The following is a 15,056-nucleotide window of genomic DNA, read 5'->3' as shown; positions in this document are numbered from 1 at the left end:
GCTTTTTGTGCTTTAATAACCCCCAGAAATCAATCACGCTCATTCGATCAGGAAATCATATGTTCAGGAAGGATATCGTTATCCCGTCTGGGGCAATCGCGCTTGCCCTCTGTGTTTTCTCCACGCAGGCAGAACCGCTCAAGGCAACCCAGTATGGCGATTTCGATCGCTATGTGCTGGCCCTGTCCTGGCAAACCGGGTTTTGCCAGAGCATGGTCGAGCGCAACCGCAATGAACCTGACGAATGTCGCCTGCAAAAAGAGCGCGAAAATAAAGCCGATTTTCTGACCGTTCACGGGCTATGGCCCGGCCTGCCGAAATCCATTGCCGCACGCGGGGTGGATGAACGTCGATGGATGCGTTTTGGCTGCTCCACGCGCCCCATTCCGAACATGCCGGAAGTGAAGGCCAGCCGCAAATGCGATGCCGCCGAAACCGGACTGTCGCTTTCCGCTGCCGCAAAGCTCAACGACGTGATGCCGGGTGCGGGCGGTAATTCCTGCCTGGAGCGTTATGAATACGCCAAACATGGCGTCTGCTTTGGTTTCGATCCGGATGCCTATTTCGGCACGATGGTGCGGATGAATCAGGAAGTTAAAAACAGTGCGGTCGGTAAATTCCTTGCCAATAACTACGGAAAACCCGTCAATCGCAGCGACTTTGACAGTGCCGTGGCCAAAAGCTGGGGCAAGGAGAACGTCAGAGCGTTCAAGCTGACCTGCAACGGCAATCCGGCTTATCTGACCGAGATGCAGATTTCGCTGAAGGCTGACGCCATTAACAACCCGCTTTCTGCGGCCTCATTTGCCCCGCAGCCACATCCGGGTAACTGCGGAAAACAATTCGTGATTGATAAAGCCGGTTACTGATCCGCGCCCGGGCGCACCATATCAAACCGGTTTTCATCGCTGATGCCATAGTATGCCGTCGGCCCACCCGCACGCAGGATGGGCTGCGCTTTCGCCGTCTGGTATATCCCCTCTTCCAGCAGCGTTTCGGCAATATGGATACCGACCACTTCCCCCAGCACCAGCCACGTGTCCACCGGCGTACCGTCGGCTCCGGTAAGCTGAATGCACTGGGACAGTCGACATTCAAAATTCACCGGGCTTTCTGCAACGCGGGGGGCGTTAACCAGCTGGCTGGCCGCTGGCGTGAGCCCGGCAAAGCTAAATTCATCCCGATCGTGGGGAAGCATCGCAGAGGTTTGATTCATCGCCTGTGCGAGATCGCGCGTTGCCAGGTTCCAGACAAACTCCCCGGTTTCCGTAATATTACGCACGCTGTCCTTCCAGCCGTTGCTGGAAAAGCCGATGATCGGCGGGCGGTAGTTAAAGCAGTTGAAGAAACTGTACGGTGCAAGGTTCAGCTGACCGGCCTTGTCGCAAGAGGAGATCCAGCCTATCGGACGTGGACCAATAATGGCGTTCAGCGGGTCATGCGGCAGGCCGTGCCCCTGAGACGGTTGATAGAAGTACATAATTCTCTCTCGTTGGTGGGCAACGCCCGGGTTCAGGACACTCAGCGTAACGTATTCCGTCAGGAATGAAGACTGAATAAATTTCAGCGAAAATTCATATGGCCCATGAATGTGACTTTCATCACTTCAAACTTGCGCGCTCAGCCAGTATCATCGGGAGAGTTAAACCCTCGCTGCCAGACGGCGAGGGTTTTCTTTTGGATCAGTTTCTGCGTTAGACGCAGCATTAACGACATGGAGTAAAAAATGTCCAGACCTACCATTATCATCAATGAGCTCGACGCAGAACGTATCGACAGGCTGCTGGAAAAAGCGGAGTTCGCCTCGCTCCCCGTGGCCGACGCCCTGAATGAAGAGCTCGACCGGGCACAGATGTGCACGCCTGAGACGATGCCGCATGACGTGGTCACCATGAACAGCCAGGTGAAATTCCGCAACCTGACCACCGGTGAAGAGTTGACCCGTACGCTGGTTTACCCGGCTCAGATGACCGACAGCAGCACACAGCTTTCTGTTCTGGCCCCTGTAGGTGCCGCACTGCTGGGGCTGCGTACGGGGGATACGATCCACTGGGAATTACCGGGTGGGGCGTCAACCCATCTGGAAGTGCTGGAGCTGCTCTACCAGCCAGAAGCCGCGGGCGATTACCTGCGTTAATCTCTTCTGAATAAGCGCCTACCCGCTTTGCACAGAGGATGCAGCCGCATCCTCTTTCCGCAAATTCACCCAATTTTCCTATACCGCGCAAAATGGCCTTAATCCACGCTTAACCTGTTTTGGTGCCGCGGGGACGGTCATGAGTGAGATAGGCGTTATCACACTTATCTTTCTGATTTTTGTGGCGATTATCGTCACGGCCGTGCTCTATCTTGAACGCCACTGGTAAGCGAACATTCTCAGGCAACCCCGCCCGGGAAGGCATTCACCAGCCCTTTAACGGTCTGCTCTGCGGCTTCGGGGGTCTCTGCGCCCGGAACCAGAATCACCTTCCGGCACTCCTCCTCCCGTTTTTCGAAAATCTTATAGGCGCGTTCCGCATCCGCAAGGGGGAGATAATGGGTCACGATCTCTTCCGGCGTAAGCAGCCCTTTTTCGATCAGCGGTAACAGTTCACCCAGCCAGGCATGGACGTGCGTCTGGCCCATCTTAAACGTCAGCCCCTTATCAAAGGCATCGCCAAACAGGAAGCCATGGATAAACCCTGCGTATACGCCGGGTACGCTGACCACCCCGCCGCGACGCACGGCAGCAATGCACTGACGCAACGCTTTGCCGCTGCTGCCTTCGATTTTAAGATTGCTGAGGATCGTTTCCGTGGTGCTGCCTTTCGCTTCAAACCCGACCGCATCAATCACGGCGTCAACGCCGCGCTGGCCCGCGGTCTGCTCGATGATTTTTTCCGCCGCGTCGTTGTCATCATCGAAGTTGATGGGGATAGCGCCATAGCGCGCCTCGGCAAATCGCAACCGGTAGGGATGGTGATCGATAACAAAGATCTGCTCAGCCCCCAGCAGCCGCGCACAGGCGATGGTCAGTAGCCCCACCGGCCCGGCGCCGAAAACGGCTACGCTTGAGCCTTTTTCAATCTGCGCATTTTTTGCCGCCTGCCAGGCCGTGGGTAAAATGTCGGACAGGAACAGCGCTTTATCATCAGAAAGAAGCTGCGGGACTTTAAACGGCCCGACGTTACCCTTCGGCACGCGAACGTATTCCGCCTGCCCGCCCGGCACGCCGCCGTAGAGGTGGCTATAGCCAAACAGCGCCGCAGGCGCGGGAATTTGCTTTTTGTTCAGTGCGGCACCCTGCCCGGCGTTGGTATTCTCACAGGCCGCATACTGCTGGAGGCGACAGAAGAAACAGTCCCCGCAGGCGATAACAAAGGGGATCACCACGCGATCGCCCTTTTGCAAATTCTTCACCTCTGCGCCGCACTCGACGATTTCCCCCATAAACTCATGGCCAAAAATATCGCCGTGCTGCACCTTTGGGATCTTTCCGCGGTAGAGATGCAAATCGGAGCCGCAGATAGCCGTGGCCGTGACGCGCAGAATAATATCGTCGGGCTGTTCGATGATGGGGTCGGGGACATTCTCGACGCGAACATGGTGTGGACCGTGATACGTAAGTGCTTTCATGCGACCTCCGAAAGGTTCCGGGTAAGTGTATAAGGGTAGCTACCCCTGAAGGTCTGCCTGTGAATACGGGTCTTTTGAGATTTATCCTGGCAAGATAAGAAAACTGACGGAGCGCTTACAGAAACCATGACTATTTTGTGGTTGAATGAGTACAGCGTTTATAAACAAGGAGAAACGGGTATGTATCAGAGAATCATTATGCCGGTTGATGTTTTTGAAATGGAGCTGAGCGACAAGGCCGTACGCCACGCGGAGTTTCTGGCGCAGCAGGACGGTGTCATCCATCTGCTACACGTGCTGCCAGGCTCCGCCAGCCTGAGCCTGCACCGCTTTGCCGCCGATGTGCGTCGCTTCGAGGAACATTTGCAGCACGAAGCGGAAAATCGCCTTCAAACCATGGTCAGCCACTTCAGCATCGACCCTTCACGGATCAAAACACACGTCAGATTCGGCAGCGTACGCGATGCGGTCAATGAACTGGCGACCGAACTGAAGGCAGACGTGGTGGTTATCGGTTCGCGTAACCCGTCTATTACCACGCATCTGCTGGGCTCTAACGCCTCCAGCGTCATCCGCCACACCCATATACCGGTGATGGTCGTCAGATAAAAAAAAGAGGCCACCTTTCGGTGGCCTCTCGCTATTGCAGGTGTAGCCTTACTTTCTTTTCTTATGCGGTTTTGGTGCGAATCAGGTAGTCGAACGAACTCAGAGACGCCTTCGCCCCTTCGCCCGTGGCGATAATAATCTGTTTGTACGGCACGGTGGTGCAGTCGCCGGCCGCAAACACGCCCTTCACGCTGGTTTCACACTTGGCATCGATGATGATTTCGCCCATGCGGTTGCGCTCAATCGCGCCTTCCAGCCAGGTGGTGTTTGGCAGCAGACCAATCTGCACGAAGATCCCTGAAAGCTGCACGCTGTGCACGTCGCCGCTCACGCGGTCGCGGTATTCCAGACCGGTCACCTTGCTGCCGTCGCCCTTCACTTCCGTGGTCTGCGCGTTCAGCACGATGTCGACGTTTTTCAGGCTACGCACTTTATCCTGCAGAACCTGGTCGGCCTTCATGTCTGGCGCGAACTCCAGCAGGGTTACGTGTTCAACAATCCCCGCCAGGTCGATCGCCGCTTCCACGCCGGAGTTTCCGCCGCCGATCACCGCCACGCGCTTACCTTTAAACAGCGGGCCGTCGCAGTGCGGGCAATAGGTCACGCCTTTGGTGCGATACTGATCTTCACCCGGGACGTTCATGTTGCGCCATTTCGCGCCGGTGGCAATGATGATGCTGCGCGCTTTCAGCACCGCGCCGGAGGCGGTTTCAATCTGGTGTAACCCCCCCTCAACCGCAGCAGGTACCAGCCTGCTGGCGCTCTGGCTGTCGATCACATCCACGTCGTAATCGCTGACGTGCGCCTTCAGCGCGCCGGCCAGCTTCTGGCCTTCGGTTTTCGGCACGGAGATATAGTTTTCAATGTCCACGGTATCCAGTACCTGGCCACCAAAACGTTCGCCCATCAGACCGGTACGGATCCCTTTACGTGCGGAGTACACTGCCGCCGCCGCCCCCGCAGGGCCGGAACCGACAATCAGCACGTCATAGGCATCACGTTTGTTCAGCGCTTCTGCGGCACGTTTTTCGGCACCGGTATCCACTTTGGCGACGATTTCCGTCAGCGTCATACGGCCCTGGCCGAATTCCTGACCGTTCAGATACACCGCCGGAACGCCCATCACGTTGCGATCGGTGATCTCATTCTGGAACGTACCGCCGTCAATCGCCGTGTGTTTGATGCGCGGGTTGAGGACCGACATCAGGTTCAGCGCCTGCACCACGTCAGGACAGTTGTGGCAGGAGAGCGAGTAATAGGTTTCAAACTCAAAATCACCGTCAATGTCGCGGATCTGCTCCAGCAGCGCCTGCGCCTCTTTCGACGGATGACCGCCGGTCCACAGCAGCGCCAGCACCAGCGAGGTAAATTCATGCCCCAGCGGCGAGCCGGCAAAACGCGGCCCCAGCTCAGAGCCTGGGTTAGTGATCAGGAAAGACGGCTTACGGACGTTAAGCGAGTTATCCTCTTTGAAGGTCACTTTTGGTGACAGTTCAGCGATCTCTGCCAGCAGTTCCTTGATCTCTGCCGATTTCGCGCTGTCGTCCAGCGTGGCAATCAGCTCAACGGGTTTGGTCAGTTTCTCAAGGTAGGCCTTGAGCTGGGTTTTCATCGTGGTGTCGAGCATGGTTCTTCCCTCTCTTAAAACGTCATCATGCAAGCTGCCTTATACGGGCGGCCTGAATGCAACTTGCATCATGGTGCTGGAATGAAATGGGCGCGGGTGCGCCCATTGATTGCCGGGTGGCTCGTCGTTTACCCGGCCTACGATACTGTAGGCCTGTGCAAGCGCAGCGCCGCCAGGCTTTACAGACTTAGATCTTGCCGACCAGGTCTAAAGATGGCGCCAGCGTTGCTTCGCCTTCTTTCCATTTAGCCGGGCACACTTCGCCTGGGTGAGAAGCGACATACTGCGCTGCTTTTACTTTACGCAGCAGGTCAGACGCATCACGGCCGATACCTTCAGCGGTAACTTCGATAGCCTGGATAATGCCCTGCGGGTCAACAACGAAGGTCGCACGGTCAGCCAGGCCTTCATCTTCACGCATGTTGTCGAAGTTACGGGTCAGGGCGCCAGTCGGGTCACCGATCATCGCGTATTTGATTTTGGCGATGGTTTCAGAGCTGCTGTGCCATGCTTTGTGGGTGAAGTGGGTATCGGTAGACACAGAGTAAACGTCTACGCCCAGCTTCTGCAGTTCGTCGTAATGGTCAGCCACGTCGCCCAGTTCGGTCGGGCAAACGAAGGTGAAGTCAGCCGGATAGAAGAAGAAGACGCTCCAGCGACCTTCGGTATCTTTCTCGGTTACTTCGATGAACTCACCGTTTTTGAACGCCTGGTTTTTGAAAGGTTTAATTTTAGTGTTAATCAAAGACATCTGTACTTCCTCCGTGTTTTCGTTGAGATGTAAGGTAACCAACTTTATCCATCGGGGCTAATGCGTATGCTTTATCAAATCAATCAGCCAAACCTTACAACGCCAACAAGACAACCTTGTGAACGGAACTAACGGAAAGCCTGAACGTAAAAAGGCCGCCCTGGTGGGCGGCCCTGATACCTGAACTTTCCACAGGAACTTTCAGTGCCAGCCTGGGCTGGCGTTGCGTTGCGCTCTACATACCTTATTTCAGGCCGTAACAGCGGTTTGATTACAGCACCGGTTTTCAGTTTGGGCAATGCGTCACGCCGGCATTCCGCCCTATGGCTGTGATAGGTTTTACCGAATAGCCTCCGCGTCTGCCTGACTCAACGAGAGGCTTAATAATGAGAATGAGTTGCAATAAGTGGTCTACCTGGTGGCCAGAACGAAAGTGACAATAATGAGTCACAGCGAATGTATAACCAATAATGGTTATTTGAGAACAACGCCGCAAGTTTTAAAGATAAAAATATCTTAATAACGGCTGAAGTTCTATTTCAATAATCCAGCCTCGTGATATATTAAGCTCGTATTTAAAACAAATTAAGTAGGTTAATCACAAGGATTGTAAATGATTAACTTCGAACTATAGTTATCAGTAATGTGATGACAACAACACACTCAGGATGATTTATGGCAAATCTTTACGACCTTAAAAAATTCGATCTTAATCTGTTAGTCATTTTTGAGTGCATTTATCAGCACCTTAGCATTAGCAAGGCAGCGGAAACACTCTACATCACGCCCTCAGCAGTGAGCCAGTCCCTGCAACGCCTGCGCGCGCAACTGAATGACCCGCTTTTTATTCGTTCGGGTAAAGGCATTACCCCGACGACAGTGGGGATCAATTTGCATCACCATCTGGAAGAAAACCTTAATAGCATTGAGCAAACCATTAATATCCTGAATAACGCGCAGATCAAAAAGAGCTTTGTCATCTACTGCCCGCAGATTGTGGCCCATGGGCGCTTCGGCGGCCTGCTAAGCTCTCTGCTTGCCGAAGGGAATTACGACATAGAACATAATGATGTGGTCTTATCCCCTGAGTCAGCCGAGGATTTGCTCGCCTACCGCAAGGCCGATCTGGTGTTTAGCTTTGCTCCGGTTAACAGTCGCTCTATCGTCTGTACCCGCTTTATGAAGTTTTCAATACAGGTGGCGTGCAGCAAAGATCACCCCCGCCTCGGCGATAGCGCAACGCTCGAGGAACTCAGCCAGGAAAAATTCACGCTGATGCGCAGTCAGGAGAATGGCATAAAAGAGTTCCAGCTGCAGTCAAACATTCTCCTTCCGGAACGCAACGTCTGTTTCCGCAGTGACTCACTGCTTTCGATTATGAATATTATTGGCGTGAGTGATTTAATAGGCTTTGTACCAACAATATTGTTTGAACGATATAAAGACCATCTCAACCTGAAGAGCATTTCCTTGCCTTTTGAGACTCCGCAATTAGATGTTTATATGCTTTACAATCGCTCAGCGCTAAACAGCAGCGTGTTTTCGAAATTCATTGAAAAAATCGAAGCAGAATAATTTTCGATATTTCCTGAGGGCTTTTTAATTACATTTTGGCAACAAATTCGATAATGGAAGATCTTATTATTCCGGTTTCTCCTTAATATCTTTACTATTCATGGTTAATCAGCGTAAATAAAAGCCCCCGACAGTCATACTCAGGAAGAGATTGAACATGTCACTGTATAAATATCCCCTGCAGCTTAACGTGCTGGAGGCCGCGCAGGAGCGCATCGGCTGGACGTTCGCCACCTTTTCCCGCATCTGCGTCTCCTTCTCTGGCGGCAAAGACTCCACCGTCATGCTGCATCTCACCGCGCAAATGGCCCGGGCGCAAAAACGAAAAATCAGCGTGCTTTTTATTGACTGGGAAGCACAGTTCTCCTGCACCATTGAGCACGTTAATGCGCTGCGCGAAGGCTACCGGGACGTCATCGAGCACTTTTACTGGGTGGCGCTTCCGCTGACCACGCAAAATTCCCTCTCACAGTATCAGCCTGAATGGCAATGCTGGGCGCCGGACGTGCGCTGGGTGCGCCAGCCACCGGAAGGCGCCATCACCGCTGCGGATTATTTTGATTTTTACCAGACGGGAATGACCTTTGAAGCCTTTGTCCGCTCGTTTTCCGACTGGTTTGCCCTGCACCGTCCGGCAGCCATGCTGGTGGGCATTCGCGCCGATGAATCCTACAACCGATTTTTGACCATCGCCAACAACCGCAAGCATCGCTTCGCGGATGATAAGCCCTGGACAACCACCGCGCCCGGCGGGCACGCGTGGTACGTCTATCCTCTTTACGACTGGAAAACCGCAGACATCTGGACATGGTTTGCAAAATCCGGAAGCAGCTATAACCCGCTCTACAACCTCATGTTTCAGGCGGGCGTCCCGCCGCGCTATATGCGCATCTGCGAGCCCTTCGGCCCGGAACAGCGCCAGGGACTCTGGCTCTATCACGTTCTCGAGCCCGAGCGCTGGGCCGCCATGTGCGAGCGCGTCAGCGGCGTGCGCAGCGGCGGCTTCTACGCCGGGCAGGACAACCACTTTTATGGCCACCGGAAAATCCTCAAACCCGATCACCTCGGCTGGCGCGACTACGCCATGCTCCTGCTGAACAGCATGCCGCAAAACACGGCTGAGCATTACCGCAATAAAATCGCGATCTATCTGCACTGGTATCAGAAGAGAGGCATGCCGGATATCCCCGAGACGCAGGACGGCGATATCGGCGCCAAAGACATCCCCTCATGGCGCCGTATTTGTAAGGTATTACTTAATAATGACTACTGGTGCAGGGCGCTGTCGTTCAGCCCGAATAAACCTAAACATTATCAGCGCTACAGCGAACGAGTGAAGGCGAAGCGCAAGGAATGGGGCATTTTATGCGACAAAGAATAATTACCGAGATCGAAACGTACCTTCAGTCACTTTGCGAGGAGGATCGGATTACTGCCATCAATGCCTTTCGCGAAGCGATCCATAAAAACAGCCCTTTTCGCGAGCAACCGATAGACTGCGTTCTCTGGATCAAACAGGACGCGATTATCGCTAACGACTACAACCCCAATAACGTTGCCCCTCCGGAAAAACGGCTGCTCAGCAAGTCGCTCGAACTCGATGGATTCACCCAACCTATTGTTGTGACGGAAAGTGAAGCCCATCACTACGAAATTGTGGATGGCTTTCATCGCCACGAAATCGGCAAAAATCGGGCGGCGTTGAAGCGTCAGCTCAGAGGATATCTCCCCGTCACCTGCCTGCGCCAGCACCGGCAGGATAAACATGACCGTATGGCCGCCACGATTCGCCACAATCGGGCGCGGGGTCGGCATCAAATCAACGCCATGTCAGATATCGTGCGCGAACTGGCACAGCTCGGCTGGAATGATGAGCGAATAGGCAAAGAGCTGGGCATGGACAGCGATGAGGTGCTGCGCCTCAAGCAAATCAACGGTCTGCTGGAGCTGTTTGCAGACCGCCGTTACTCAGAAGCGTGGACGGTGAAATAATCAGAGCGTGTTCAAACGCTCCGCCGCCGCCAGCAGCGTCGATTCCTGCTTCGCAAAGCACAGGCGGATCAGCCTGTGCGGGAAGGGATCGGCGCAGAACACCGACAATGGAATGGCGGCCACGCCGATCTCTTTCGTCAGCCACTGGCAAAAGCTAACGTCGTCCAGATCGGAAATCGCGCTGTAGTCGGCGAGCAGGAAATAGGTTCCTTCAGACGGCAAAATTTCCAGGCGGCTTTGGCTCAGCGCCGCCACAAACAGATCCCGACGTTCACGATAGAAGTGCGGCAGCTCGCGGTAATGCGCGGGTTCCGCGCGCAGCATATCCGCCAGCGCCAGCTGAGCCGGCGTGTTCACGGCAAACGTCAGGTACTGATGCACTTTGCGCAGCTCAGCGCTGATGGCCGCCGGGGCCACGCAGTATCCTACCTTCCAGCCGGTCATATGGTAGGTCTTACCAAACGAAGAGACGGCGATTGCACGCTCGCGAAGCTGCGGATGGGCCAGCACGCTGGCATGCCCTTCCTCAGCAAAGCAGATGTGCTCGTAGACTTCATCGCTCAGGACGTAAATTTCCCGTTCGGCGATAGCCTGCCACAGCGCGGCAAAATCGGCTTTTTGCCACACCGTCGCCGACGGGTTATGCGGCGTATTCAGGATCACCAGACGGGTTTTGTCACTCAGCAGCGCAGCAAACGCCTGCCAGTCAGGGCGGAAATGCGGCGGCTGGAGCGCCACGCGTTTCACCACGCCGCCGGAGAGTTCAACCGCAGGCGCATAGCTGTCGTAGCTCGGATCAAAGCAGATGACTTCATCCCCCGCGCGCACCAGCGCGGTGATGGCCGCATACAGCGCTTCGGTCGCCCCTGCCGTCACCGTGATATCACTGTTCGCATCAGGCTTATGGCCATACAGCTCCGCCGTTTTGTCGGCAATCGCTTCCCGCAGCGCCTGCACGCCCGTCATCGGCGCATACTGATTCGCCCCCTGCGCCACGTGATACGCCAGACGCGCCTGCAGATAAGCCGGGCCGTCGAAATCCGGGAACCCCTGAGAAAGGTTAATGGCGTTGTGCTGCTGCGCCAGGGCGCTCATCTGCGTAAAGATGGTGGTACCGAGGTTGGGAAGTTTACTTTGCGGAATCAAGGCGTTAATGCTCATTGTGTTGTGCCTGCTTGTAATACTTATGTTGCTGCCACTATAACACGATGTTAGTCTTTGGCAATCAAGACGCTTAGACGTCTATACCCTAAATAATTCGAGTTGCAGGAAGGCGGCAAGGGAACGAATCCCCGGGAGCGTACATAAGTACGTGACTGGGGTGAGTGAGTGCAGCCAACGCACCTGCAACTTGAAGTATGACGGGTATAAACCATATGAATATTCCTGGCCGAGAGGGTAAAAGGAAAATGACAGACAACCTGCAACTCACGCATCTGGTCGACGCCTGCCGCTGGATCGGTGCCAAAGGCTGGGCGCCCGCTACCGGCGGTAACATGTCGGTGCGTCAGGACGAACATCTCTGCTGGCTCAGCGAATCCGGCAAGGACAAAGGTAGCCTCACAACCGATGACTTTCTGCAGGTGGAGATCGCCACCAACCGCGCGCCGTCCGGTCGCAAACCGTCGGCGGAGACCGGTCTGCACACGCTGATTTATCGCCTGTTCCCGGAAGCCAACGCCGTGCTGCACGTTCACACGGTTAACGCCACGGTGCTGTCGCGTCTGGTCAAAGAGGCCGAGCTCACCATCAGCGGCTTTGAGATGCAAAAATCCCTCACCGGACAAACCACGCATCTGGACACGGTGGCTATCCCGGTCTTTGATAACGACCAGGATATCGACGCCCTCGCCTCACGCATCGCTCATTACGCCCAGGAACGGCCGCTTAATTATGGTTTTCTTCTGCGCGGTCATGGCTTAACCTGCTGGGGACGCGACGTGGCCGAAGCCCGGCGTCATCTGGAAGGATTAGAGTTCTTATTTGAATGCGAAATGCGTTTACGACAACTGGAGAGAGTATGATTCGCGCGATTGTGACGGATATTGAAGGGACCACCAGCGATATTCGTTTTGTCCATGATGTTTTGTTCCCCTACGCGCGTGAGCGACTGGCGGCCTTCGTGACCGCGCAGCAGTACGCCGAGCCGGTCAAATCCATTCTGGACAACCTGCGTGATGAAATCGCTAACCCACACGCCAGCGTCAGCGAACTTATCGACGCCCTGTTTGCCTTTATGGATGAAGACCGTAAATCCACGGCGCTTAAAGCGCTGCAGGGGATCATCTGGCACGACGGCTACGTTAACGGCGACTTTACCGGCCATCTCTATCCGGACGTGCTCCCGGCGCTGGAAAAATGGAAAGCGCAAGGGATTGATCTCTATGTTTATTCCTCTGGCTCCGTCGCCGCGCAGAAACTGTTATTTGGCTACAGCGACGAAGGTGATATTACTCATTTGTTCAGCGGCTATTTCGACACCCACATCGGCGCCAAGCGCGAGGTGCAGTCTTATCAGAACATTGCGGCACAAACGGGCATAGCCCCGTCGCAGATCCTCTTCCTCTCCGATATTCATCAGGAGCTGGACGCGGCTGAACAGGCAGGTTTTCGTACCCTGCAGCTGATTCGCGGTGATGATGACGGCGCAAGCCACCACCATCAGGTCCACCAGTTTGACGAGATTAACCCGGAGCAGATCCCTTCATGAGCGCATTGACCATTTATTCCGACAAAGACGCCAGTCAGCACCAGTGGCACAGCACCGACGCCGCCGAGATTGCCCAACAGCTCAACGCGAAAGGCGTGCGGTTTGAACGCTGGGCGGCGGATCGCGATTTAGGACACGATCCCGCGCCTGAAGCCGTGATCGCGGCGTATCAACATGCGATCGACAAACTGGTGGCAGAGAAGGGTTACCAGAGCTGGGACGTGATCAGCCTGCGCGCCGACAATCCGCAGAAAGACGCGCTGCGCGCGAAGTTCCTGAACGAACACACCCACGGCGAAGACGAAGTACGTTTTTTCGTGGAAGGCGCGGGCTTGTTCTGCCTGCACATCGGCGATGAGGTATATCAGGTCTTGTGCGAGAAAAACGACCTGATCTCCGTGCCCGCGGGCACGCCGCACTGGTTTGATATGGGCTCAGAGCCGAACTTTACGGCGATTCGTATTTTCGATAACCCGGAAGGCTGGGTTGCCCAGTTTACCGGCGATGCAATTGCGGATGCGTATCCACGCCTGGCCTGATCTTTTCTCCCTCTCCCTGTGGGAGAGGGTCGTGGTAAGGGCACCAGCGCGCACTACGCGTTAAGCCCTTTCACATACTCCACCAACTGATCCAGCACAATCCCCCACCCTTCGTGAAATCCCATCTGTTCATGCTGCTCGCGGATTTCCTTCGTGGGGTGGCGCGCAATCGCCGTATAGCGGGTTTTCCCCTCCCCGGCGTCTTCCAGCAGCAAAATTGCCGTCATAAACGGCTTCTCGGCCGGTTTCCAGCCTTCGGTATAGCCGTCGGTAAAGACCAGCTTTTTCGCCGGGTCGATTTCAAGAAACACGCCCCGGTTATCCATCCGCTGACCGTCCACCTCAAACACGGTGTTGAACCGCCCGCCCACGCGGAGATCGAGATCGCAGTCGGTCACCTTATGCGGTGCAGGGATGAAGAAGTGTTTGATGTGTTCGGGCGTGGTCCAGCAGAGCCACAAGAGGTCGCGCGGTGCATCCACCACGCGTTCCAGTTTTAAGTCTGTTTCAGGGTCGAGCGTCACGATGTTGTCCTCTTAAGGGAGCCCCTTAAAGGATAGCCGGACTCAGGCAAATTTCCCTTCCGCAACCTCTTCCGGCGTGACCACGCCCGTATCCAGCACCCAGCCGCTAATCAGCGAGGCTGGGGTCACGTCAAACGCCGGATTATAGACCTTCGCGTTTTCCGGCGCCCACTGCACCGCGCCAAAGCTTCCGGCGACGCCCGTCACCTCGCTGGCGGCGCGCTGCTCAATCGGGATCGCGTCGCCGTTCGGGCAGTCCGGATCGAGGGTCGTTTGCGGGGCGGCCACGTAGAACGGAATGCCGTGGAATTTTGCCAGCACCGCCAGGGAATAGGTGCCGATTTTGTTCGCCACGTCGCCGTTAGCCGCAATGCGGTCTGCGCCCACCCACACGGCGTCCACCTGCCCTTTCGCCATCAGGCTGGCGGCCATGGCGTCGGTAATCAGCTGATACGGCACGCCCAGCTCGCCCAGCTCCCAGGCGGTTAATCTACCGCCCTGCAGCAGGGGGCGGGTTTCATCCACCCAGACGTTGCTGACGTTACCCTCCTGGTGCGCGCGAGCAATGACCCCAAGCGCCGTACCGACCCCCGCCGTTGCCAGCCCGCCGGTGTTGCAGTGGGTCAGCAGACGGCTGCCGGGCTTCACCAGCGGGCTGCCCGCGCTGGCAATCGCATCGCAAAGTCGTTTGTCTTCGTCAATCAGGCGCAGCGCTTCGGCCACCAGCGCCGGAACAAAATCTTCCTGCCAGAGCGCCCGCTTCATGCGGTCCAGGTTGTTCATCAGGTTCACCGCCGTCGGGCGGGACGCGCGCAGGGTTTCCAGCGCAACCGCCAGCTCGTCGCGGCTTTTGCCGTTTTCCGCCAGCAGCGCCAGCAGCAGGCTTGCAGAGAGACCAATCAGCGGCGCGCCGCGCACCCGCAGGGCGTGAATATGCCCCACCAGCGCCTCTACCGTTGAGGCATCCAGCCAGCGTTTCTCCTGCGGAAGGGCCTGCTGGTCGAGAATAAAGAGCTGATTATCCGCTACCCGCAGGCTAGTCGTCTGTAATGTCTGCATGTCGTTAATTCCCTGTTGCGTTGTTGTAGCACATTGTGTCAGGATGAAATCCAGA

Annotated in this window: 17 protein-coding genes; 10 read left to right on the top strand and 7 right to left on the bottom strand. The window is 55.6% G+C overall.

All coding sequences use genetic code 11. From position 1 onward, the window contains the following. The first annotated feature begins 59 nt into the window (after positions 1 to 59). A complete protein-coding gene (gene rna, locus FHC48_RS03630) occupies positions 60 to 869 on the top strand; it encodes a ribonuclease I (RefSeq protein ID WP_059363423.1) in 810 nt (269 codons plus the stop codon). On the opposite strand, the gene FHC48_RS03625 is transcribed toward rna, so the two are convergent. After that, a complete protein-coding gene (locus tag FHC48_RS03625; protein WP_008501022.1) occupies positions 863 to 1,480 on the bottom strand; it encodes a flavin reductase family protein in 618 nt (205 codons plus the stop codon). The genes rna and FHC48_RS03625 overlap by 7 nt on opposite strands. 246 nt (positions 1,481 to 1,726) lie before the next feature. Here FHC48_RS03625 and rnk point away from each other — a divergent pair, with 246 nt between their 5' ends. Beyond that, the gene (gene rnk, locus FHC48_RS03620; RefSeq protein ID WP_008501021.1) at positions 1,727 to 2,137 is read left to right on the top strand and encodes a nucleoside diphosphate kinase regulator; all 411 of its coding nucleotides are present in this window, start codon (positions 1,727 to 1,729) and stop codon (positions 2,135 to 2,137) included. A 139-nt stretch (positions 2,138 to 2,276) separates the two neighbouring features. Beyond that, positions 2,277 to 2,366: a small membrane protein YldA gene (yldA, locus tag FHC48_RS23670; RefSeq protein ID WP_008501020.1), complete on the top strand. Its 90-nt coding sequence runs from the start codon at positions 2,277 to 2,279 to the stop codon at positions 2,364 to 2,366. A gap of 10 nt (positions 2,367 to 2,376) precedes the next feature. Here yldA and FHC48_RS03615 read toward each other — a convergent pair whose 3' ends face one another. Further along, entirely contained in the window at positions 2,377 to 3,615 is a 1,239-nt protein-coding gene (locus FHC48_RS03615) for a zinc-dependent alcohol dehydrogenase (protein ID WP_008501018.1), read from the bottom strand. Positions 3,616 to 3,795: 180 nt separating this feature from the next. Here FHC48_RS03615 and uspG point away from each other — a divergent pair, with 180 nt between their 5' ends. Continuing rightward, positions 3,796 to 4,224, top strand: coding sequence for a universal stress protein UspG (gene uspG / locus FHC48_RS03610; RefSeq protein ID WP_008501017.1), 429 nt, complete (start codon positions 3,796 to 3,798; stop codon positions 4,222 to 4,224). A 61-nt stretch (positions 4,225 to 4,285) separates the two neighbouring features. On the opposite strand, the gene ahpF is transcribed toward uspG, so the two are convergent. After that, positions 4,286 to 5,851 carry an alkyl hydroperoxide reductase subunit F gene (ahpF, locus tag FHC48_RS03605; protein ID WP_008501016.1) on the bottom strand — a complete coding sequence of 522 codons (1,566 nt, stop codon included), beginning with the start codon at positions 5,849 to 5,851 and terminating at the stop codon, positions 4,286 to 4,288. 187 nt (positions 5,852 to 6,038) lie between these two features. Further along, positions 6,039 to 6,602 carry an alkyl hydroperoxide reductase subunit C gene (ahpC, locus tag FHC48_RS03600; protein WP_008501015.1) on the bottom strand — a complete coding sequence of 188 codons (564 nt, stop codon included), beginning with the start codon at positions 6,600 to 6,602 and terminating at the stop codon, positions 6,039 to 6,041. Positions 6,603 to 7,277: 675 nt separating this feature from the next. Between ahpC and FHC48_RS03595 the strand changes: the two genes are divergently transcribed. The 3 genes from FHC48_RS03595 (at position 7,278) to FHC48_RS03585 (ending at position 10,169) form a co-directional block, all read left to right on the top strand. Continuing rightward, positions 7,278 to 8,177 (top strand): DNA-binding transcriptional repressor CitR, encoded by a 900-nt coding sequence (locus FHC48_RS03595; protein WP_032663966.1) that lies wholly within the window; start codon positions 7,278 to 7,280, stop codon positions 8,175 to 8,177. Positions 8,178 to 8,334: 157 nt separating this feature from the next. Then, positions 8,335 to 9,558 (top strand): phosphoadenosine phosphosulfate reductase, encoded by a 1,224-nt coding sequence (locus tag FHC48_RS03590; protein WP_021242593.1) that lies wholly within the window; start codon positions 8,335 to 8,337, stop codon positions 9,556 to 9,558. Further along, on the top strand, positions 9,543 to 10,169 hold the full coding sequence (locus FHC48_RS03585; RefSeq protein WP_032656202.1) for a ParB/RepB/Spo0J family partition protein: 627 nt from the start codon (positions 9,543 to 9,545) through the stop codon (positions 10,167 to 10,169). Before FHC48_RS03590 ends, FHC48_RS03585 begins: the two co-directional genes overlap by 16 nt. On the opposite strand, the gene FHC48_RS03580 is transcribed toward FHC48_RS03585, so the two are convergent. After that, positions 10,170 to 11,330: a pyridoxal phosphate-dependent aminotransferase gene (locus tag FHC48_RS03580; RefSeq protein ID WP_059363422.1), complete on the bottom strand. Its 1,161-nt coding sequence runs from the start codon at positions 11,328 to 11,330 to the stop codon at positions 10,170 to 10,172. Positions 11,331 to 11,578: 248 nt separating this feature from the next. Here FHC48_RS03580 and FHC48_RS03575 point away from each other — a divergent pair, with 248 nt between their 5' ends. The 3 genes from FHC48_RS03575 to FHC48_RS03565 are packed head-to-tail and all read left to right on the top strand — an operon-like array spanning position 11,579 to position 13,418. Further along, complete coding sequence (locus FHC48_RS03575) at positions 11,579 to 12,193, top strand: methylthioribulose 1-phosphate dehydratase (protein WP_008501010.1); 615 nt, start codon at positions 11,579 to 11,581, stop codon at positions 12,191 to 12,193. Beyond that, positions 12,190 to 12,879: an acireductone synthase gene (gene mtnC / locus FHC48_RS03570; RefSeq protein WP_008501009.1), complete on the top strand. Its 690-nt coding sequence runs from the start codon at positions 12,190 to 12,192 to the stop codon at positions 12,877 to 12,879. Before FHC48_RS03575 ends, mtnC begins: the two co-directional genes overlap by 4 nt. Beyond that, the gene (locus FHC48_RS03565) at positions 12,876 to 13,418 is read left to right on the top strand and encodes an acireductone dioxygenase (protein ID WP_008501008.1); all 543 of its coding nucleotides are present in this window, start codon (positions 12,876 to 12,878) and stop codon (positions 13,416 to 13,418) included. The genes mtnC and FHC48_RS03565 overlap by 4 nt, the downstream gene beginning before the upstream one ends. A 53-nt stretch (positions 13,419 to 13,471) precedes the next feature. Here FHC48_RS03565 and FHC48_RS03560 read toward each other — a convergent pair whose 3' ends face one another. Together FHC48_RS03560 and mtnA are read right to left on the bottom strand one after the other, a co-directional pair. Continuing rightward, positions 13,472 to 13,942, bottom strand: a complete 471-nt coding sequence (locus FHC48_RS03560) for an SRPBCC family protein (RefSeq protein ID WP_059363421.1) — start codon at positions 13,940 to 13,942, stop codon at positions 13,472 to 13,474. 42 nt (positions 13,943 to 13,984) lie between these two features. Beyond that, a complete protein-coding gene (gene mtnA / locus FHC48_RS03555) occupies positions 13,985 to 15,001 on the bottom strand; it encodes an S-methyl-5-thioribose-1-phosphate isomerase (protein WP_059363419.1) in 1,017 nt (338 codons plus the stop codon). Positions 15,002 to 15,056 lie beyond the last annotated feature (55 nt).

Origin of the sequence: Enterobacter sp. EC_50, assembly GCF_019584525.1 — a bacterium.
GTDB lineage: Bacteria > Pseudomonadota > Gammaproteobacteria > Enterobacterales > Enterobacteriaceae > Enterobacter > Enterobacter roggenkampii.
The sequence above is the reverse complement of the archived record's forward strand: the minus strand, read 5'-3'. Positions and strand labels throughout refer to the sequence as shown.

What these genes read in the sequence shown, in the direction of transcription:
- ahpC (WP_008501015.1), bottom strand. Translation starts at nt 6,602, where the DNA reads ATGTCTTTGATTAACACTAAAATTAAACCTTTCAAAAACCAGGCGTTC.
- mtnA (WP_059363419.1), bottom strand. Translation starts at nt 15,001, where the DNA reads ATGCAGACATTACAGACGACTAGCCTGCGGGTAGCGGATAATCAGCTC.
- rna (WP_059363423.1), top strand. Translation starts at nt 60, where the DNA reads ATGTTCAGGAAGGATATCGTTATCCCGTCTGGGGCAATCGCGCTTGCC.
- FHC48_RS03590 (WP_021242593.1), top strand. Translation starts at nt 8,335, where the DNA reads ATGTCACTGTATAAATATCCCCTGCAGCTTAACGTGCTGGAGGCCGCG.
- FHC48_RS03580 (WP_059363422.1), bottom strand. Translation starts at nt 11,330, where the DNA reads ATGAGCATTAACGCCTTGATTCCGCAAAGTAAACTTCCCAACCTCGGT.
- FHC48_RS03575 (WP_008501010.1), top strand. Translation starts at nt 11,579, where the DNA reads ATGACAGACAACCTGCAACTCACGCATCTGGTCGACGCCTGCCGCTGG.
- mtnC (WP_008501009.1), top strand. Translation starts at nt 12,190, where the DNA reads ATGATTCGCGCGATTGTGACGGATATTGAAGGGACCACCAGCGATATT.
- FHC48_RS03615 (WP_008501018.1), bottom strand. Translation starts at nt 3,615, where the DNA reads ATGAAAGCACTTACGTATCACGGTCCACACCATGTTCGCGTCGAGAAT.
- FHC48_RS03625 (WP_008501022.1), bottom strand. Translation starts at nt 1,480, where the DNA reads ATGTACTTCTATCAACCGTCTCAGGGGCACGGCCTGCCGCATGACCCG.
- FHC48_RS03595 (WP_032663966.1), top strand. Translation starts at nt 7,278, where the DNA reads ATGGCAAATCTTTACGACCTTAAAAAATTCGATCTTAATCTGTTAGTC.
- yldA (WP_008501020.1), top strand. Translation starts at nt 2,277, where the DNA reads ATGAGTGAGATAGGCGTTATCACACTTATCTTTCTGATTTTTGTGGCG.
- FHC48_RS03565 (WP_008501008.1), top strand. Translation starts at nt 12,876, where the DNA reads ATGAGCGCATTGACCATTTATTCCGACAAAGACGCCAGTCAGCACCAG.
- ahpF (WP_008501016.1), bottom strand. Translation starts at nt 5,851, where the DNA reads ATGCTCGACACCACGATGAAAACCCAGCTCAAGGCCTACCTTGAGAAA.
- FHC48_RS03585 (WP_032656202.1), top strand. Translation starts at nt 9,543, where the DNA reads ATGCGACAAAGAATAATTACCGAGATCGAAACGTACCTTCAGTCACTT.
- rnk (WP_008501021.1), top strand. Translation starts at nt 1,727, where the DNA reads ATGTCCAGACCTACCATTATCATCAATGAGCTCGACGCAGAACGTATC.
- uspG (WP_008501017.1), top strand. Translation starts at nt 3,796, where the DNA reads ATGTATCAGAGAATCATTATGCCGGTTGATGTTTTTGAAATGGAGCTG.